Origin of the sequence: Cobetia sp. 1CM21F (genome assembly GCF_023161745.1) — a bacterium.
Classification (GTDB): Bacteria; Pseudomonadota; Gammaproteobacteria; order Pseudomonadales; family Halomonadaceae; genus Cobetia; species Cobetia amphilecti.
In genome coordinates, this window is sequence record NZ_JALNTQ010000006.1 from 65,803 (window position 1) to 84,314 (window position 18,512).

Sequence of the window (18,512 nt, forward strand, 5' to 3'; positions counted from 1 at the left end):
CATCGATCAGCGCTGCACGCGCAGAGGGGAGTCGCTGTCATGCAAGCGTCACTGGTGGATATCGCGTTCGAGGAGCCGCCGTTCAGTCTGCTGGATGAGCGTCTTCGGCAACGGCTGGCCGAAGGGGTGGACCTTCACTATTTCGAGGCGCTGGCGCAGCCGCTGGTGCCGGGGGCCGTCGGTGAGGCGGTCTACATCATTCACAAGGGCGAGGTGGCGGAACTGGCCGCCGATTCGACACTGCCGGACGCCGCCACGCTCGACAAGGCGCAGCGCGAGGGGCTGGATGCCTGGGTCAGCCTGCGCATCGGTCATTACACCGCGGGGGACCTGTTCGGGGCGCTGACGCTGCTCAATGGCCATTGCCGCACCCGCTTCGTCTGTGAGCAGGAGACGCTGTGCTATCAGCTGCCCGCACAGCTGTTCTTCTCGCTGTGCGACGAGTGTCCTGCCTTCGGTGAGTACTTCCAGCACAGCCTGAGCGACAAGGCGCGGCTGCTGGCGGCGCAGCGTGATACCCGTCAGGGCGCGAGTCGCGACCAGGCGGGCTTCATGCTGGCGCGGGTGATGGACTGCATGCGTCCGCCGCTCAAGCTGGCGGCCAGCGCCAGTATCGAGCAGGGCGTCAAGGCCATGCAGACGGCGGGGGCGGACAGCCTGATCATCTCTGTCGAGGGCCGTCAGGGCGTGGTGACACGCACGGACCTGCTCAATGCGCTGGTGATCCAGGGCTTGGCTGCCAATCATCCGCTCGCCTCGCTGGGCAGCTTTGCGCTGGTGGCGGTCACGGCGGAGGAGTATCTGTTCCAGGCGCTGGTGCAGATGACCCGCCACCGGGTCGCGCGGGTCGTGGTCAAGGAGCGCCTGACGCCTGACGCGGCGGTCGTCGGGGTCATCGAGCTGACCGACGTGCTGGGGTTCTTCTCCAATCGCAGTCAGCTGGTGAGTCTCGAGATCGAGCGCGCCTCTGATATGGCGGCGCTTGAGCAGGCCAGTGCGCGTCTGCCGGAAATGGTCAGGGCGCTGGCGATGCAGGGAGTCCACATGCGCCATGCCATGGCGCTGTTGAGTGCGCTCAACGGGCGCCTGATCGAGCGCACCTTCGCCATGCTGGTGGAGGAGGAGCACCGGACCTCGAGTTGCCTGATGCTGATGGGCAGTGAAGGGCGCGGCGAACAGATCCTCAAGACCGATCAGGACAATGGGCTGATCATCGCCGATGGCCACCAGTGGCCCGAAAACGAGGACACCCTGCAGCGCTTCAGTGACGCCCTGGCGGGTCTCGGCTATCCACCATGCCCGGGCAACATCATGGTCTCCAATCCGGAGTGGGTCGCCACCGAGTCGCGCTGGCGCGGCAAGATCGCACGCTGGTGCGCCGGGCGCGATGGCGAGGCGCTGATGAATCTGGCCATCGTCTTCGATGCGCGCGCCAGCGGCGGCAATGAAGCGCTGGTCGACAGCTTGCGCGGACACCTGGTGCGCCACGCCACGCGCGATGAGCTGCTGCTGTCGCATTTCGCGCGCCCGGCGCTGCATTTCTCGACCCCGCTGACGCTGTTCGGCTCCTTGCGCTCGCCGCGACACGGCATCGATATCAAGAAGGGCGGCATCTTCCCCATCGTGCATGGCGTTCGCACCATGGCGCTGGAACGCGGAGTGATGGCCACCGGCACCTTCGCGCGGCTTGAGGCGCTGGTCAGTGATGGGCGTATCGAGGCCAGCGACAGCGCTGACCTTGCCGAGGCGTTGTCCCTGTTTGCCGAGTTGCGTCTGCGCCAGCAGCTGCGCCATCTGGAAGAGGACGAACATGGCGCTGCCGTCGGCCGGGCCAGCGACTCGCGAAGGGATGGCCAGGACAAGACCACGGCGGCGCGTGAGGCGGGGAGTCGCAACCTGATCATCACCCAGTCGCTGTCCTCGTTGGAGCGTGATCTTTTGCGCGATGCCCTGAGTCGGGTCAAGGACTTCAAACAGCGCCTGTCACATCGTTATCACCTGGAATACTGAACCGGCCTCAGGGCCGAGGGGAGGTGGCATGTTCGAACAACTGAGACGCGCCAGTGATCGTCGTCGTCATGCGCAGGGCGAGTTTGCCGAGCTCTTTCGTCCCTGGCATGCCGCCGAGCGGGGCGGGGAGCGTGTGGCGCTGGACTGCGAGACCACCAGTCTCGATGTCGGCCACGCCGAGCTGGTCTCGCTGGCGGCGGTGCGTTTCGATGCGCGCCATATCCATACCTCCAGCGCCTTGTCACTCTACCTGCAATGCCCGCAAGGGCTGCAGGGCGACTCGATCCGCATCCATCGTCTGCGCGGTATCGATCTGCATGGCGGAGAAGCGCTGGGCGATGCGCTGCGACAGCTGCTGGAGTTCATCGGCAATCGTCCGTTGGTGGGCTGGTGCATCGACTTCGATGTCGCGGTGATCAACCGTCACCTGCGGCCACGCTTCGGCTTTGATCTGCCCAACCAGCGTCACGATCTGGCGCGCGATTACGCCCGGCGCTGCAAGCATGAGCAGCCGGACGCCGCCCCGGACCTGCGCTTCGAGGCGATGGCTGATGCCCTGGGCGTGCCGGTGATCGGTCGCCACAGCGCGCTGGGGGACGCCGTGACCAGTGCGCTGATGGCGCAGCGCCTGATGCAGGCACCGCTGTCGCCCTCGCTGGCCAGTCAGGCCTGAGCGAGGCTTATGTCAGGAGCTTATGGCAGGGGCTTGTGTCAGGGGCCTGGGCAGGCGCTGAGTAGGTGCTGGATGCGTGTCACGCCCGGTATCAGACGCCTCATCAGCCGACATCATCCTCAAGGCTATTATTCCAAGGTCTGTTGCCGGAATGTCCAATGGCCGGGCTCACTGCCTTTGTCCACACTGGCACCCATACGACACGCCCACTGCGGCGTGAGGTCGACTCTGATTACACGCCAGTGCACTACCGGCCAGCAGGACGGCCAAGCCATGCAGGATGCAAGACCGAGCAGCTTTGATAACCATAATGAAGCGGCGACAGCGAGCAAAGGCCATGCGTGACAAGGACCTGCTGTCAGCCAGCCTCTGTCAGGCCTGAGGACGGCATCATTCTCTTCAGGATCGTCATCACTGCGCCAGGTGATGACTGTCGGGCCCCGGGCATCTGCTCGGGGCCCGGCTTCAGATAAGGCATCCGCCCACGATTGCCTTCCTTATGACTCAGGGGTACTTGCCCACGAGGTGCGACATGCTGATCGCGACCAATACGCTGTTGATTCTTGGCCTGGCCATCGTGCTGTTTGCCTACGGCCTCTATATTCGCCGGACTCAGGACATGCGCGGTGTGCTGATGTTCTGGTCTCGCAAGCTTGCGCTCACTGCGCTTGAATTCAGACTGCAACGCTTCGGTATCCTCGTGATGCTGGGCGGGGTGGTGATCCGCTATCTGGAAGTGCTGCGCCTGTTCTAGCCTGCGCCTTTTCTAGCTTGCAGGAAGTCCGCGCAAGCGCCGCTGTTCCCCACGGCGCATGCCACACGCCAACGCCCGCTGACTGCGGGCGTTGGCGTATCTTGCGTCGGCGTCACGCCACCTGGCCCGACAGGGGCAGGCACCCCCGCCTGAAGTACGCTGCCTCTGTGACCGTCTACTGGCCAATGCTAGACTGTGCGCCCTTCCAAACTGCCAGCCTGATGCCCCATGTTCACACCCGATAGCGAGCTTTCGTCCAGCCCCACTGATGCGGCCACTGCCAAGCGCGAACTGAACAAGTTGCAGAAGCGCCTGCGGCGCAATGTCGGTACCGCCATCACCGATTACGGCATGATCCGTGATGGTGACAAGGTGATGGTGTGCCTGTCCGGGGGCAAGGATTCCTACACCATGCTGGATATCCTGATGAACCTGCAGCGCAATGCGCCGGTGCAGTTCACGCTGGTGGCAGTGAATCTCGATCAGAAGCAGCCCGGCTTCCCGGAACATGTGCTACCGGCATGGCTCGAGTCGGTGGGCGTCGAGTACCACATCCTCGAGCGTGATACCTATTCCATCGTCAAGGAGAAGGTGCCGGAGGGCAAGACGACCTGCGGGCTGTGCTCGCGCCTGCGTCGCGGCTCGCTGTATGGCTTCGCCGCCGAGATCGGCGCGACCAAGATCGCCCTCGGCCACCACCGCGATGACATCCTCGAGACGCTGTTCCTGAACATGTTCTTCGGTGGCAAGCTCAAGACGATGCCGCCCAAGCTGCTCTCCGATGACCAGCGCCATATCGTGATTCGCCCGCTGGCCTACTGCCGTGAGTCCGATATCGAGGCCTATTCCAACGCCCGCGAGTTTCCGATCATTCCCTGCAACCTGTGCGGCTCGCAGGAGAATCTGCAGCGTCAGGTGGTCAAGGAGATGCTGCAGGACTGGGAGAAGAAGCATCCGGGGCGGCTGGAAACCATGTTTCATGCCGTTACCTCGGTGGCGCCGTCACATCTGGCAGACCGTGACCTGTTCGATTTCGCCGGCCTGGATGAGCAGCGTGACCGCTTCCAGGCCTCGCGCATCGATGCGCTGGACATGAGTTCCGAGCAGGCCGGCATGGCCGATGATCTGTTCGAGGCCGAGCGCCGCGTCAAGCCGCTGGCCGACTCGGCGGCCTCGCTGGGGCATGAGCTGTAAGCCACGCGCCCCTGGCCGTCGTCAGACATCATGAACGCCACCTCGCTTGCGGAGTGGCGTTCTGCGTTTCAGGTGGTCGGCCTTGATGGATGGCGCATCTAGCGTGAGTCAGGGTTGAAGGCCCGCGACCATTGTCGTCTCGCTTGCTGGCGCGACAGTCCGCATGCTTTGGTCATGTCAGGTGACTGAAGGGCAGGGAGGCGGCGATGGGCAATGATGTGGACAGTGACGAGCGCGGCAATGGCCAGCAGGGCCAGCGACTGGCGGCGACCGTGTTGCATGGCTTCGATGAATATCGATCACGCTTCAAGCAGATCTCCAGTGATGCGCGGCGGCGCTTCATCGAGGCCGACTGGCGTGAGGCACAGCAGGCCTCCGCCGCGCGTATCAACCTCTACGACGAGAAGGTCGCCGCCACCATGGAGCGGCTGGAGCGCGCCTTCGAGCCCGACCGCCTGTGCGAATGCACCCTGTGGGGCGAGGCCAAGCGGCAGTACATGGCGCTGATCGATCAACGCCTCGACTACAAGCTGGCCGAGACCTTCTACAACTCCATCTTCTGCAGCGTGTTTTCCCATCGTCACATCCGCGATGACTGGATGTTCGTCTCGCCATCCCGCCAGAGTCCGGCACGCCATTCCGGCTTGAGTATCAGCCATCGTGTGCCGGTCGAGGGTGACTGGGCCGGGGCACTCGAATCCGTGCTCAACGAGGCGCCGCTGGGGATCGCCTTCGAGCATCAGGGGCGCGATGTGACGCTGGGCGCCGAGATGTTGCTCGCGACGCTGCCTGAGGTGGTGCGCGATGCGCCGGACGCCGCCTTCGAGATGCTGCGCAGCGTCTTCTATCGCAACAAGGGGGCCTATCTGGTCGGGCGCATCGAGGGTGGCGGCCAGACCCTGCCGTTGGTGTTGCCGGTGCTGCATACCGAGCGCGATGGCGTCTATCTGGATACCGTGATCATCGAGCCGGAAGAGGTCTCGATCATCTTCTCCTTCACGCGGGCCTATTTCCAGGTCGAGATCGAAGTGCCCAGCGAGGTGGTCGGGTTCCTGCAGACCCTGATGCCCGAGAAGCCCATCGGCGAGCTGTACGCTGCCATCGGCTTCTACAAGCATGGCAAGACCGAACTGTTCCGCGGCCTCAACCAGCATGTGGCGAGTCGCTCCGATCAGTTCATCATCGCGCCCGGCGTGCGCGGCATGGTGATGGCGGTCTTCGTGCTGCCCAGTTACCGGCTGGTGTTCAAGCTGATCAAGGACCGCTTCGCCCCCGGCAAGGACATGAGTCGTGATCAGGTGCGCGAGAAGTACCGTCTGGTCAAGCGCCATGATCGTGTCGGGCGACTGGCCGATACGCAGGAATTCTCGAATTTCACCGTCGGCAAGGACCACTTCGACCCGGCCTGCCTCGAAGAGCTGCTGGAGGTGTGCAGCTCCTCGATCAGCCTGCGCGGCAACAAGGTGCTGATCCGTCACTGCTATACCGAGCGCATGATGACGCCGCTCAACCTGTATCTCGAGGAGTGTGACGCCGAGGAAACCCGCGCGGTGCTCAATGATTATGGCAATGCGATCAAGCAGTTGGCTGCCGCTGACATCTTCCCCGGCGATATGTTGCTCAAGAACTTCGGCGTCACGCGCCACGGGCGGGTGGTCTTCTATGACTACGACGAGATCAGCTACCTGACCGAGTGCAACTTCCGTGAGATTCCCGAGGCACGTTACCCTGAGCAGGAGCTGGCCAGCGAGCCCTGGTATTCGGTGGGGCCCAACGACATCTTCCCCGAGGAGTTCGGCCCCTTCCTGTTTGCCGATATTCAGCTGCGCAAGCTGTTCTACGAGCTGCATCCCGAGATCTTCCAGGCCAGCTGGTGGCGTGGCCTGCAGGACGCCATCGCGCAAGGGCGCGTGATCGATGTCTACCCTTATCGCAACAAGCGGCGCTTCGGTGTCGATCGCAGTCAGGATTTCATCGATGACTGAGTGTGATCGCCATGCCCGCTGTTCGATCCTGTCCAACGCCAGAGAGAGTGCTAGATGAGTCAAGGCTTCAAGGACCCCGGTGCACGTCACGGACGCCATCTGGTCGTGTTGAGTGGCGCCGGCATCAGCGCCGAGAGCGGCCTGCGCACCTTCCGCGCCGAGGATGGCCTGTGGGAAGAGCATCGTCTGGAAGACATCGCGACGCCGCAGGCCTTCCGACGTGACCCCCAGCAGGTGCTGCGCTTCTACGATGACCGCCGCACCCAGGTACGCCGCGCCAGGCCCAACGCGGCCCACAAGGCGTTGGCTGAGCTGGAGCAGCACGGCTTTCGCGTCTCGGTCATCACCCAGAACATCGACGACCTCCACGAGCGAGCGGGCTCACGCGAGGTCGTGCATCTGCATGGCGAGATTCTCAAGGCGCGCTCCAGCGTCGACCACGGCCTGCGCTATCCCTTGCCGCGTGGCGGCATTCGCCTCGGGGACCTGTGTGACAAGGGCAGTCAGCTTCGTCCGGACGTGGTGTGGTTCGGTGAGGCGGTGCCGCTCTACGCGGTCGCCGAGGAGATCGCCGCCGAGGCGGACCTGCTGTTGATCGTCGGCACCTCGCTCAAGGTCATGCCGGCGTCCAACCTCTATGCAGCAGCACCGCTGGACGCCCCCATCGTGCTGGTCGACCCGAATGCCGATGAACTGGCCGAGCCCGGCGTGCTGCCGCTGGCCGAAAGTGCCGGTCAGGCGGTACCGCGCCTTGTGCGCCATTGGTTGTATCAGGGCCACCTGGGGCTGCCTGATACGTTATGATGCGCGCCTTCAGGCCTGCCATGGGAGGCGGGCCAGCAATTTCCGGGAAATCGATGCCCCGGGCGACCGAAAAGTGAAAAGCATGTTCGAGACGCTGAATCGTTTCTTCCCCTTGTGGGCGCTGGTCTTTGCCGGCATCGCCGTGGTGGCTCCGACGCCGTTCGTGGCGCTCAAGGACACCATTCAGCCTCTGCTGGCGCTGATCATGTTCGCCATGGGCCTGACCCTGTCGCGTGACGACTTCATACGCGTGGCGCGTCGCCCCGGCCCGATCGCGCTCGGGTTGCTGCTGCAATATAGCGTGATGCCGCTGGCCGCCTTCCTGATTGCGCGCCTCTTGGGGCTGGACCCGGCGCTGACGGTGGGCATGGTGCTGGTCGGTGCCACGGCAGGGGGAACCTCCTCCAACGTGATGACCTGGCTTGCCGGCGGACACGTGGCGCTATCGGTCTCGATGACCATGGCCTCGACGCTGCTCTCCATCGTGATGACGCCGCTGCTGACCTGGTGGCTGCTGGGCACCGATATCAATGTGCCGGTCAGCGGCATGCTGCTGAGCATCGCCAAGCTGGTGGTCGCCCCCATCGTGCTCGGCGTGGTCGTGCACCACTTCGCGCGTGATCTGATCCGCGAGTGGGAGTCGGCATTGGCGAGTCTGGCCATGCTGGCCATCGTGCTGATCATCGCCATCGTGGTCTCGCTCAACGTCGGGCGCCTCGCCACGCTGGGCCCGCTGGTCGCGCTGGCGGTCGTGGCACACAATGGCATCGGCCTGAGCGCGGGTTATGGCCTGTCGCGCCTGTTCGGGCTGGATGAGCGCACTTCGCGCACCATCGCCATCGAGGTCGGCATGCAGAATTCCGGCCTGGCGGCGTCACTGGCCAGTCAGTTCTTCTCCGCCACGGCGGCGCTGCCGGGGGCGATCTTCTCCATCTGGCACAACGTCTCGGGGTCGCTGCTGGCTGGCTACTGGAAGCGTCGTCCGCCCAAGTTCGTGACCGGCAGCAAGCACCGCTACGAGGTCTGATCCCGCGAATCGGCAACCTGAGTCGGGACAGAGGAATGGGAGAAAGGGACGCGCATGCTAGAATGCGCGTCCCTTTTTCCTTGGTTCTGACTGCTCATCATGTGTGATTCCCGCCCCCCGCCGGCTGATGGCGACGATATCGCCGCCTGTGCGCCTCAATCTGCTTCCGCTGTCGCCTCCAGCGTCGATGGCGACGCTGTGGCAATCGATACCGTCGCGCCAGGCGAAGGCAGTGGCATCACCACGCTGCCCAGTGGCGAGCCGGAGGCGTGGCACGGACGGCATCCGCGCCGCGAATTCAAGGCGCGCGGCAGTCAGGTGATTCGCTGTGAGGCGTGCCGCCTGCCCAGGCTCAATTGCCTGTGTCCCTATCAGGTCACCGCCGAGTCGCGGATCAAGTTCTGGCTGATCACCCATCCGCTGGAGCATTACAAGCCGACCAATACCGGGCGCCTGATCTCGGATGTGCTGGCGGGCACCGAGGTCTTCAGCTGGTATCGCGTCGAGCCGGACCCGCGCCTGCTGGCGCTGCTGGAAGATGAGCGCTATCAGCCCTTCATCATCTTCCCGGATGACCAGCCCGACTACGCCGACCGCGTGGTCGACGTGAATGCCATCGCCGGCGTCGGCGCCGATGTGGCAACGCATACCGCCAGTGGCGAGGCGCGCATTCCGGTGTTCATCCTGCTCGATGGCACCTGGCGTCAGGCGCGGCGCATCTTCCGCAAGAGCCCTTATCTGGACGGCCTGCCGGTATTGCCGCTGCACACTCAACGTCTGACCCGCTATCACCTGCGCAAGCCTGCCTCCGAAGCGCACCTGTGCACGGCGGAAGTGGCGGCGGAGCTGCTGCGTCAGGCGGGAGAGGAGAACGCGGCCAGCGTGCTGGATGACTACTTCGATGCCTTCAACGACTGCTATCGTGCCAGCCGCATCCATTACGTGCTGGAGCCGACCGCGCCGATGCGCCGCCTGCTGGCGCGCCGTGACGCCACTACCGGCGAGTCATAGTCGAAGCGCCGCAACAAAAAACGCCCCCGTCGGAGTCCTCCGGCGGGGGCGTTTGCGTTCAAGGTGATGCTCTCGGCACGCTGGCGGCTGTCAGCGCCGCCAGAAGGCCGGCGTGAACAGCACCAGGATGGTGAAGATCTCCAGACGCCCCAACAGCATGGCGAGGATCAGGATGCCCTTGGCGGCCCCCGGGATATCGCCGTAGTGGGTCGCGACCTCACCCAGCCCCGGCCCCAGATTGTTGAGCGCCGAGCCGACCGCTGACCACGCCGTCACCTGGTCAAGCCCGGTGGCCAGCATGCCCAGCATCATCAGCACGAACAGCATCAGGTAGACGGAGAAGAAGCCCCACACCGCTTCAGCCACGCCCTCCGAGATGCGCATCTTGCCGACCTTGACCGACAGGATGGCATTGGGGTGGATCAGACGATGGATCTCGCGCACGCCCTGCTTGAGGATCAGCAGGATGCGGATGACCTTCATGCCGCCACCGGCGGACCCGGAGCAGGCACCGATGAAGGCGGCGATGAACAGCATCATCGGCAAGACGCCCGGCCAGCCGGTGAAATCGGCGACGCCGAAGCCGGTGGTGGTGGCCACCGAGACGGCCTCGAACAGGCCGTGGCGCAGTGCCTTGCTGTCATCGTAGCTGCCGGTGAGCAGCAGGCCGGCGATGGTGACGCAGGTCAGGATCAGCAGCAGGATCAGGAAGAAACGTGTCTCCGGGTCGCGCAGATAATGGCTGATGCGTCCCTCGCGCCAAGCGGCGAAGTGCAGGCCGAAGCTGATCGAGGACACCACCATGAAGAACACGCAGATCATCTCGATGCTGGCGGAATCGAAGTAGCCGATGCTGGCGTCGTGGGTTGAGAAGCCACCGACCGCGACGGTCGAGAAGCTGTGGCCCAGGGCATCGAACCAGCTCATGCCAGCCGCCCAGTAACTGGCGAAGCACACCAGCGTCAGCGCGGCGTAGATGTACCACAGCGCCTTGGCCGTCTCGGTGATGCGCGGCGTCAGCTTGGAGTCCTTCAGCGGGCCGGGAATCTCGGTGCGGTAGAGCTGCATGCCGCCGATGCCGAGTGTCGGCAGGATCGCCACCGCCAGCACCACGATCCCCATGCCGCCCAGCCATTGCAGCTGCTGGCGATAGTAGAGGATGGAGTGGGGCAGCAGATCGAGCCCCGTCATCACCGTGGCGCCGGTGGTGGTGAGCCCCGAGAACGACTCGAACATGGCATCGATGATGGTCAGGTTCGGGTCTTCGGCGAGCAGGAAGGGCAGCGAGCCGAAGGCCCCCAGCACGGTCCAGAACAGCACCGTGATCAGGAAGCCATCGCGGTTGCGCAGCTCCTTGCGGGCGTGCCGATTGGGGTAGAAGAGCGCGAAACCGGTCAGCAGGGTGATGCCCATCGCCACGGCGAAGGCGCTCAGGGTGTCGTCCTCGAAGACCCTCGAGATCAGCATCGGCGGCACCAGCGTCAGGCTGAACAGCATCAGCAGAATACCGAGGATGCGAGAGATCACGCGTAGGCTCATGCGGCGCCTCCCTGAGAGAGGCGCAGCGTGGTGAAGCCGCCGAGTGACGTTCGGGGCGGGCGCGGGGCGGAAGTCATGGAGGCCGGCATCAGAAGAAGGTCAACCCGACCTGGAACAGACGCTCCACCTCGCGGATGCGACGCTTGTCGACCACGAACAGGATGACGTGGTCGTTGGACTCCACCACCAGGTCATGATGCGCCACCAGCACTTCCTTGCCGCGCACCACGGCACCGATGGTGGTGCCCTCCGGTAGGTTGATATCCTCGATGCGTCGGCCTACCACCTTGGAGGAGCGCTCATCGCCGTGGGCGATGGCCTCGATGGCTTCCGCCGCACCACGGCGCAACGAGTGGACATTGACGATGTCACCCTTGCGCACGTGGGTCAGCAGGCCGCCGATGGTCGCCTGCTGGGGAGAGATGGCGATGTCGATCTCGCCGCCCTGCACCAGGTCCACGTAGGCCGCGTTGTTGATCAGCGTCAGCACCTTCTTGGCACCGAGCCGCTTGGCCAGCATCGACGACATGATGTTGACCTCGTCGTCGTTGGTCAGCGCGCAGAAGATGTCGCAATCCTCGATGTTCTCCTCCAGCAGCAGACGCTTGGAGGTGGCGCTGCCGTGCAGGACCACGGTGCGATCGAGGCGCTCGGAAAGGTCGGTGCAACGCGCCAGCGAGTGCTCGATGATCTTGACCTGATGACTGTGCTCCAGCGTCTCGGCCAGACGCTCACCGATATGGCCGCCACCGGCGATCACCACCCGGCGGAAGTTGCGATCGACGCGTCGCAGCTCGCCCATCACGGTGCGGATGTCCTTGCGCGCCGCGATGAAGAACACCTCGTCATCGGCTTCGATCACGGTGTCACCGCGCGGGATGATCGGACGATTGCGACGATAGATGGCGGCGACGCGGGTATCCACGTTGGGCATGTGGCGACGCAGGAAACCGAGCTCCTGACCGACCAGCGGTCCGCCGTAGTAGGCTTTCACCGCGACCAGCTGGGCGACGCCATTGGCGAAGTCGAGCACCTGCAGGGCGCCGGGATATTCGATCAGGCGGCGGATGTGGTCCGTCACCACCTGCTCGGGGCTGATCAGCACATCGACCGGGATGGCGTCATGCGAGAACAGGCCCTTGCGGGTCAGATAGGCGGTCGAGCGCACACGCGCGATCTTGGTCGGCGTGTGGAACAGGCTATGGGCGATCTGACAGGCGATCATGTTGACCTCGTCAGAGTTGGTCACCGCGATCAGCATGTCGGCATCCTCGCCACCCGCCTGCCGCAGGATCTGCGGATAGCTCGCCGGCCCCGTGACCGTGCGGATGTCGAGTCGGTTGTGAAGCTCGCGCAGCCGTTCGCTGTCGGTATCCACCACCGTGATGTCATTTTCTTCATGGGCCAGGTGTTCGGCGAGCGTTCCGCCGACCTGACCTGCGCCCAGAATGATGATTTTCATGTCCGGCTCGTCCGCTGTTGCTCAGTCGGCACAGGATAAACCAGTGCCAGGACGGAAGACAGCCGCGCCCCGAGAGTCGGGGCGCGGCTGTCCGGGAATGTCAGGCGTGGCGTCTCATGTCACCACGGACGTCGCGCCGACACGGCTCACCTGGCTGTGATCAGGCGCTGGCCTTGGTGATGTGGGCCAGGTAGAAGCCGTCGTGGCCATTGACCTGCGGCAGCATCTGGCGGCCAGCACCGGAGACACGGCCCCAGTCGGCCTTGATGGTCTCGGCTTTGGCGTCCGGTGTCGCGGCCAGGAAGCGGTCCATCACGCGGGCGTTTTCCTGGGTGATGATGGAGCAGGTGCCGTAGACCAGGGTGCCGCCGGGCTTGAGCATGCCCCACAGATTGGCCAGCAGCTTGCCCTGCAGGCGCGCCAGGTCGCCGATGTCATTCGGGCGACGCAGCAGCTTGATGTCCGGGTGACGACGGATGACGCCACTGCCGGAGCAGGGCGCGTCGAGCAGGATGACGTCGAAGGCTTCGCCGTCCCACCAATCGCGTTCGCTGGCATCGGCACACACGACGCCGGCCCCCAGCTCGAGACGCTCCAGCGTCTCTTCCACGCGCTCGAGGCGCTCGCCGTCGATGTCGATGGCGGTGGCGTCCAGCCCCGGGAAGCGCTCCAGCATGTCCGCCAGCTTGCCGCCCGGCGCGGTGCAGGCATCCAGCAGGCGCACGCCTTCACCCTCGGCGTTGATGGCCGTCACGGCCGGTGCCAGCAGCTGACCGGCCAGCTGTGCCGCTTCATCCTGCACGCTGACCAGGCCATCCTCGAAGCCCGGCAGGGCGCTGACGTCGCAGGCGCTGGTCAGGGTGATGCCGTGCTCGGCGAACGGGCAGGCCACGCCTTCGATCTCGGCTTCCGCCAGCTGGGCGAGGTAGTCATCGCGGCTGATGGCGGCGACATTGACGCGCAGTGTCATCGGCGCCTGGGCGTTGTTGGCCTCGGCGATGGCCTGCCAGTCGTCCGGCCAGTTGCGCTGGAAGGTATCCAGCAGCCACTGGGGGTGGGACAGGGCGACGGCGGGGTCCTTGTCGACCTCGGTTTCCAGCGCTTCCTGCTCACGCTGGAAACGACGCAGACAGGCGTTGAGCACGCCGGTGGCCCAGCCCTTGCCCAGGCCACGGGCGGCACCAGCGGTTTCACCGACGGCGGCGTGCGGGGCGATGCGCATGTACAGCAGCTGATAGAGGCCGAGCAGCAGCAGGGCGTGGATGTCCTGATCCTGCGACTTGAAGGATGACTTCAGCAGCTTGCCCGCCAAGGCATCCAGACGCGGCAGCTGACGGCAGACGCCGAAGCACAGTGCCTTGTAGAGGCCCTGATCACGCCCGGCGACACCGGACGGCAGGCTGTCCAGGTTCAGCGAGGTACGCGCGGCCAGCACCGGGGCCAGCGTCCGCGCAGCCGCGACACGCACCGCAGCGCCCGGCGAGGCCGGTGCATTGTCAGGCTTGCGACGGGCGCCGCCATGCTTGTGAGCGCCGCCCTTGCTGCGGGCCGGCGGCAGGGAGTTGCGCTTCTTGCCGTTGCCCTTGGAGGACGGGTTGTCTGACTGGCTCATGCGGAAGTCTCGGTCTGGGAATCGGTATCAGGGGCGTGATCTGCGCCGAGGACGAGGCCCTCGGGGAAGCGCGCAGCACGGGAATTGAGCAGGTCCTTGACGGACAGCGGCTTGGCGCCGGGCAACTGGGCGCGAGTGATCTCGAGCACCTCATGGCCATCGCCGCAGGCGATGCGCAGGCAATCCTTGCCGGGCGCCAGCAGGGTGCCGGGCGTCACGCTGTCGGTGAGGCGTTGCTCGCCGGTGCGGGACATCCACAGGCGCAGCGGCTCGCCTTCAAGGCGGGTCCAGGCCACCGGCCACGGATTGAAGGCGCGGATGCGCGCGTCCAGCTCGGCGGCAGGGCGGGTGAAGTCGAGTTCGGCCTCGGCCTTGGAGAGCTTGGCGGCGTAGGTCACGCCGTCTTCCGGCTGGCGGGTCGCGGGCAGGTCGCCAGCGGCGATGGCGTCGAGAGCCGTGACGATGGCCTCGCCACCCTGGGCTGCCAGCGCATCGTGCAGCTCGCCACCGGTGGTGCTGGCGGTGATCGGGGTGCGGCGGATCAGCAGCATGTCACCGGTATCCAGGCCGGCATCCATCTGCATGATGGTGACGCCGGATTCGCTGTCACCGGCTTCGATGGCACGCTGGATCGGTGCGGCACCGCGCCAGCGCGGCAGCAGAGAGGCGTGGATGTTCAGACAGCCCAGACGCGGAATATCGAGCACCGCCTGCGGCAGGATCAGCCCGTAGGCCACCACCACCATGATGTCGGCCTCGAGGTCGCGCAGAATCTGACGATCGGCCTCGTCCTTGAAGTTGAGCGGCTGATGGACGGGGATATCGTGCTGGAGTGCCAGCTGCTTGACGGGGCCCGGGGTCAGCTTGCGACCACGCCCGGAGGGGCGATCAGGCTGGGTGTGGACACTGATGATCTCGTGGCGACTGCCCAGCAGGGCGGACAGACACTCGGCGGCGAAATCGGGGGTGCCGGCAAAGGCGATGCGCAGGGCTTTCGACATGTGCTATGACTCATGTAGGAGCACGGAGGCGGCCGTGCTCAAGGTGCTGACGGTTGCGGCAGGTCGGCCAGCGCGACAGACGCGGCTGATGGACCAGTAACCGCACGAAGGCCGAGGGGTTGCCCTCGGCCTTCGTGCGGTGCCGCCATGCGCTCAATATCGGCCGTGTGGCCGAGCGTGAGGGATCAGGCTTCTTGCAGCTTGTGACGCTTCTGCATCTTCTTCATCACCCGATCACGCTTGAGCGGGGAGAGGTAGTCGACGAACAGCTTGCCCTGCAGGTGGTCGTGCTCGTGCTGGATGCAATGTGCCAGCAGGCCATCGGCTTCCAGTTCGTAGGCATCGCCGTTGCGGTCCTGAGCCTTGAGTCGTACCTTCAGATAGCGCGGGACTTCGGCATAATATTCAGGAATCGACAGGCAGCCTTCCTGCATCGGTTGCTGTTCATCACCGATCGGGGTGTATTCCGGGTTGATCAGCACCAGCGGCTGGGACTGATCTTCGCTGACGTCGATGACGATGAGACGGCGATGCTCGTCGACCTGTGACGCGGCGAGGCCGATGCCGCGGGCGTCATACATGGTCTCGATCATGTCGTCGATCAGGGTCTGCAGCTCGGCGTCGATCGTGTCGATCGGGGCGGCAACGTTGCGCAGACGCTCATCAGGGAATTCAAGGATTTCGCGTTTGGCCATGGCTGGTGTAATTACCGTTGTGCTGTCAGAAAGGATTTGCCTGATATTGTAGTGTGCGCAAGCGAGGAACGGAACCGAATGCCGTCAATGCTGCTACTATCGCGGCAATAGTCAGGATTGATCTGACATGGCGATGGACAGGGGTCAGCAGCCACCAGGCGCGGGGCAGAGCGGGTCTGCGCGGTGCGGAGTTCAGAACAAGACCATCACCACCGAGCGATGGGTGGCAATAACGCAAGGGACGCAGGAATGGGCATGAAACGACTGGTCGGCAATGCCGTCTTTACGGCACTCCTCGGCATGGCGACGCTGGGGGCAAGCGCAGGGATGTCGCTGGCACAGGCAGCAACCGTGCGTGATGACGTACCTTCCACCTATGTGGTGGTGCGTGGCGATACGCTCTGGGACATCTCCGGGCGCTTTCTGCGTGAACCCTGGCTGTGGCCGGAAGTCTGGCGCGCCAATCCGCAGATCAAGAATCCGCACCTGATCTATCCGGGTGATCGCATCTCGCTCTACTACGAGAATGGCGAGCCTCGTCTGCGCCTGGAGCGCGGCCAGGGCGGTGTGGTCAAGCTGTCCCCCCAGATCCGCAAGATTCCCAAGCGCGAGGCGGTGCCGCCGATTCCGCTGGAGAAGATCTCGGCCTTCTTGAAAGAGCATCGCGTGATTGACCCGGCGCTGCTCACCGATGCGCCCTATATCGTGGCCGGGGATGACACCCGTCTGATCAGCGGTGCCGGCGATACCATCTACGCCCGCGGCAACTGGTCCGCCAATGACACCTACAGCGTCTACCGCAAGGGCCAGCGCTACCTGGACCCGGACACCCAGGAGTTTCTGGGGCTGGAGATGATCAGCATCGGCGACATCAAGCTTGAACGTCGCGAAGGCGATATCGGCGTGCTGCGCGTGCTGTCGGCCAATCGCGAGATTCTCAATGGCGATCTGCTGCTGCCGGCGGACGGTGGTGCGATCACCACCAGCTTCCAGCCGCAGCCGCCCGAAGAAGATGTAGGCGGCGTCATCCTCGCGGCCCCCGATGGACTGCGCAACATCGGTCGCAATGACATCGTCGCGCTCAATCGCGGCAGTCGTGAAGGCATCCAGCCGGGGTACGTCTTCGGTATCGAGCGCCGCGGCGAGACGATCACCGACCCCGTCACCGGCGAGCCGATCACCCTGCCCGGTGAGGAAGGTGGCCTGGTGATGGTATTTCGTATCTACGACAAGGTCAGCTACGCGCTGGTGATGCAGGCCGGCCGCCCATTGAGCGTCGGTGACAAGCTGCTGGAGCCCCACGGCTGATCGAAAGCCCCTGTCATCCGCAAGCATCGGCGTGGTGAAACGACTCGTCGTGCTGAAGTGAACAACCAGGGTGAGTCAATAATCCGCTCGGGAGGTGTGGCGTGTCGATCGATGTCGAACAACGCGGCCCCTCGCGGGCGGATTTCGTCTTTCTGGCGCGCCTGCCGGGTTTTGGCACGCATACCGCGGCCAAGCTGCGTGAGCGGGCCGACTGGCCGCAGGGCTGGCTGGCGGTATTGCCGCCACGCCTCGCGGCACCGCTGCGCCTGTGGTGCGAGCGTCCCGAATCCTCGCCGCTCCATGAGCAGGTGATGGCAGACCTTGCCTGGCATGCGCCGGCACAGGGCTATCATCTGCTCACCCCCGCGGACCCCGAGTGGCCAGCCATGCTCGATACCCTGCCGGACCCGCCGTTGGCCCTCTGGGCGCTGGGGCGTCAATCGTTGCTTGAGTTGCCCATGCTGGCCATCGTCGGCGCACGCAAGGCGAGCCAGGCAGGCCTGCGGCATGCGCATGACTTCGCGGCTGAGCTGGTCTCACGTGGCTGGAGTGTCGCCAGTGGGCTGGCGCTGGGGGTCGATGCCGCGGCGCATCAGGGAGCCCTGGCGGCGTCAGCGCGTCTCGGCGCGCACGACTATGCGGCCAGTCCCTCGACACTGGCGGTGCTTGGCTGTGGGGTCGATGTGGTCTATCCCGCTCAGCATCATCATCTTCGCCAACGGCTGCTGGAGGGTGGCGGTCTGCTGCTCTCGGAGCATCCGCCTGGCACCGGTGCGCATGCGCGTCATTTTCCGCGCCGCAATCGGCTGATCACCGGCCTGTCACTCGGCGTGCTGGTGGTCGAAGCCACGCTGCGCAGTGGCTCGCTGGTCAGCGCCCGATTGGCGATGGAGCAGAATCGCGAGGTGTTCGCGCTGCCGGGACGCATCGATGACATCACCGCCAGCGGTTGTCTGGAGTTGATCCGTCAGGGGGCGACGCTGGTACGCGATGTCGATGACATGCTGGCGGAGCTCGAGCACCTGTTGCCGGCTCACTCGACCGAGCAGCCGTCAACGCAGGCCCGGGTGGCGTCATCCAGGCAGCCCGCTGCCGGCTCTGCGGCCTCTCGCTCAGCCACTTCGGCTCGGCAAGCGACAGCCTCCGCCACCTTCGCGACACACACGACGTCACTGCCCTTGCCGTCCTTGGCGCCGCCAGCGTCACGCGCTGCCACACCGCCGGTCAGTCAGGAGGCGGCGCCATTGTGCTTTCTGGGGGCCGTGCCGCTGGCGCTGGACAAGCTGGTCGAGCTGAGCGGCACCTCGGTCAGTGAGCTGAGCATGCAGTTGCTGGAACTGGAGCTCGAGGGGCGAGTCATGCAGGCACCGGGTGGCTGGAAGCGACTCTGACGCTCTGAGCAAATGTTGCCAACCTGGCAGTGATGATCCGGGAGGC

15 protein-coding genes are annotated in these 18,512 nt (G+C 64.8%); 10 read left to right on the forward strand and 5 right to left on the reverse strand.

Annotated features, from left to right (window positions below; genetic code table 11):
* Positions 1 to 39 precede the first annotated feature (39 nt).
* The 8 genes from MSG32_RS15975 to MSG32_RS16010 all read left to right on the forward strand — a co-directional run bounded on the left by MSG32_RS15975 (position 40) and on the right by MSG32_RS16010 (position 9,458).
* Positions 40 to 2,010 (forward strand): DUF294 nucleotidyltransferase-like domain-containing protein, encoded by a 1,971-nt coding sequence (locus MSG32_RS15975; protein WP_248380666.1) that lies wholly within the window; start codon positions 40 to 42, stop codon positions 2,008 to 2,010.
* A gap of 28 nt (positions 2,011 to 2,038) precedes the next feature.
* Positions 2,039 to 2,683: a 3'-5' exonuclease gene (locus tag MSG32_RS15980; protein ID WP_131432712.1), complete on the forward strand. Its 645-nt coding sequence runs from the start codon at positions 2,039 to 2,041 to the stop codon at positions 2,681 to 2,683.
* 532 nt (positions 2,684 to 3,215) lie between these two features.
* Positions 3,216 to 3,437, forward strand: coding sequence for a hypothetical protein (locus tag MSG32_RS15985; protein ID WP_043333792.1), 222 nt, complete (start codon positions 3,216 to 3,218; stop codon positions 3,435 to 3,437).
* Between the two features lie 228 nt (positions 3,438 to 3,665).
* Complete coding sequence (gene ttcA / locus MSG32_RS15990; protein ID WP_082388814.1) at positions 3,666 to 4,631, forward strand: tRNA 2-thiocytidine(32) synthetase TtcA; 966 nt, start codon at positions 3,666 to 3,668, stop codon at positions 4,629 to 4,631.
* A 206-nt stretch (positions 4,632 to 4,837) separates the two neighbouring features.
* Entirely contained in the window at positions 4,838 to 6,616 is a 1,779-nt protein-coding gene (aceK, locus tag MSG32_RS15995) for a bifunctional isocitrate dehydrogenase kinase/phosphatase (protein WP_248380668.1), read from the forward strand.
* 54 nt (positions 6,617 to 6,670) lie between these two features.
* Positions 6,671 to 7,420 (forward strand): Sir2 family NAD-dependent protein deacetylase, encoded by a 750-nt coding sequence (locus tag MSG32_RS16000; protein WP_248380670.1) that lies wholly within the window; start codon positions 6,671 to 6,673, stop codon positions 7,418 to 7,420.
* Positions 7,421 to 7,502: 82 nt separating this feature from the next.
* Positions 7,503 to 8,447: a bile acid:sodium symporter family protein gene (locus tag MSG32_RS16005; RefSeq protein WP_248380672.1), complete on the forward strand. Its 945-nt coding sequence runs from the start codon at positions 7,503 to 7,505 to the stop codon at positions 8,445 to 8,447.
* Between the two features lie 99 nt (positions 8,448 to 8,546).
* Entirely contained in the window at positions 8,547 to 9,458 is a 912-nt protein-coding gene (locus MSG32_RS16010) for a DTW domain-containing protein (protein WP_153636532.1), read from the forward strand.
* A 90-nt stretch (positions 9,459 to 9,548) separates the two neighbouring features.
* Here MSG32_RS16010 and MSG32_RS16015 read toward each other — a convergent pair whose 3' ends face one another.
* The 5 genes from MSG32_RS16015 to def form a co-directional block, all read right to left on the reverse strand.
* Positions 9,549 to 10,997, reverse strand: a complete 1,449-nt coding sequence (locus MSG32_RS16015; protein WP_043333794.1) for a TrkH family potassium uptake protein — start codon at positions 10,995 to 10,997, stop codon at positions 9,549 to 9,551.
* Positions 10,998 to 11,085: 88 nt separating this feature from the next.
* Complete coding sequence (trkA, locus tag MSG32_RS16020; RefSeq protein WP_043333795.1) at positions 11,086 to 12,459, reverse strand: Trk system potassium transporter TrkA; 1,374 nt, start codon at positions 12,457 to 12,459, stop codon at positions 11,086 to 11,088.
* Between the two features lie 160 nt (positions 12,460 to 12,619).
* A complete protein-coding gene (gene rsmB / locus MSG32_RS16025; protein ID WP_248380674.1) occupies positions 12,620 to 14,071 on the reverse strand; it encodes a 16S rRNA (cytosine(967)-C(5))-methyltransferase RsmB in 1,452 nt (483 codons plus the stop codon).
* A complete protein-coding gene (gene fmt, locus MSG32_RS16030) occupies positions 14,068 to 15,072 on the reverse strand; it encodes a methionyl-tRNA formyltransferase (RefSeq protein ID WP_248380676.1) in 1,005 nt (334 codons plus the stop codon). Before fmt ends, rsmB begins: the two co-directional genes overlap by 4 nt.
* 185 nt (positions 15,073 to 15,257) lie before the next feature.
* Positions 15,258 to 15,767 carry a peptide deformylase gene (gene def / locus MSG32_RS16035; RefSeq protein ID WP_043333797.1) on the reverse strand — a complete coding sequence of 170 codons (510 nt, stop codon included), beginning with the start codon at positions 15,765 to 15,767 and terminating at the stop codon, positions 15,258 to 15,260.
* Positions 15,768 to 16,022: 255 nt separating this feature from the next.
* On the opposite strand from def, the gene MSG32_RS16040 reads away from it, so the two are divergent.
* Both MSG32_RS16040 and dprA read left to right on the forward strand, forming a co-directional pair.
* The gene (locus MSG32_RS16040) at positions 16,023 to 17,075 is read left to right on the forward strand and encodes a LysM domain-containing protein (protein ID WP_054556857.1); all 1,053 of its coding nucleotides are present in this window, start codon (positions 16,023 to 16,025) and stop codon (positions 17,073 to 17,075) included.
* A gap of 101 nt (positions 17,076 to 17,176) precedes the next feature.
* Positions 17,177 to 18,466, forward strand: coding sequence for a DNA-processing protein DprA (dprA, locus tag MSG32_RS16045; RefSeq protein WP_248380678.1), 1,290 nt, complete (start codon positions 17,177 to 17,179; stop codon positions 18,464 to 18,466).
* Positions 18,467 to 18,512: the final 46 nt, after the last annotated feature.

What these genes read in the sequence shown, in the direction of transcription:
- MSG32_RS16015 (WP_043333794.1), bottom strand. Translation starts at nt 10,997, where the DNA reads ATGAGCCTACGCGTGATCTCTCGCATCCTCGGTATTCTGCTGATGCTG.
- MSG32_RS15985 (WP_043333792.1), top strand. Translation starts at nt 3,216, where the DNA reads ATGCTGATCGCGACCAATACGCTGTTGATTCTTGGCCTGGCCATCGTG.
- ttcA (WP_082388814.1), top strand. Translation starts at nt 3,666, where the DNA reads ATGTTCACACCCGATAGCGAGCTTTCGTCCAGCCCCACTGATGCGGCC.
- MSG32_RS16005 (WP_248380672.1), top strand. Translation starts at nt 7,503, where the DNA reads ATGTTCGAGACGCTGAATCGTTTCTTCCCCTTGTGGGCGCTGGTCTTT.
- MSG32_RS16040 (WP_054556857.1), top strand. Translation starts at nt 16,023, where the DNA reads ATGAAACGACTGGTCGGCAATGCCGTCTTTACGGCACTCCTCGGCATG.
- def (WP_043333797.1), bottom strand. Translation starts at nt 15,767, where the DNA reads ATGGCCAAACGCGAAATCCTTGAATTCCCTGATGAGCGTCTGCGCAAC.
- rsmB (WP_248380674.1), bottom strand. Translation starts at nt 14,071, where the DNA reads ATGAGCCAGTCAGACAACCCGTCCTCCAAGGGCAACGGCAAGAAGCGC.
- MSG32_RS15975 (WP_248380666.1), top strand. Translation starts at nt 40, where the DNA reads ATGCAAGCGTCACTGGTGGATATCGCGTTCGAGGAGCCGCCGTTCAGT.
- MSG32_RS16000 (WP_248380670.1), top strand. Translation starts at nt 6,671, where the DNA reads ATGAGTCAAGGCTTCAAGGACCCCGGTGCACGTCACGGACGCCATCTG.
- MSG32_RS16010 (WP_153636532.1), top strand. Translation starts at nt 8,547, where the DNA reads ATGTGTGATTCCCGCCCCCCGCCGGCTGATGGCGACGATATCGCCGCC.
- trkA (WP_043333795.1), bottom strand. Translation starts at nt 12,459, where the DNA reads ATGAAAATCATCATTCTGGGCGCAGGTCAGGTCGGCGGAACGCTCGCC.
- MSG32_RS15980 (WP_131432712.1), top strand. Translation starts at nt 2,039, where the DNA reads ATGTTCGAACAACTGAGACGCGCCAGTGATCGTCGTCGTCATGCGCAG.
- fmt (WP_248380676.1), bottom strand. Translation starts at nt 15,072, where the DNA reads ATGTCGAAAGCCCTGCGCATCGCCTTTGCCGGCACCCCCGATTTCGCC.
- aceK (WP_248380668.1), top strand. Translation starts at nt 4,838, where the DNA reads ATGGGCAATGATGTGGACAGTGACGAGCGCGGCAATGGCCAGCAGGGC.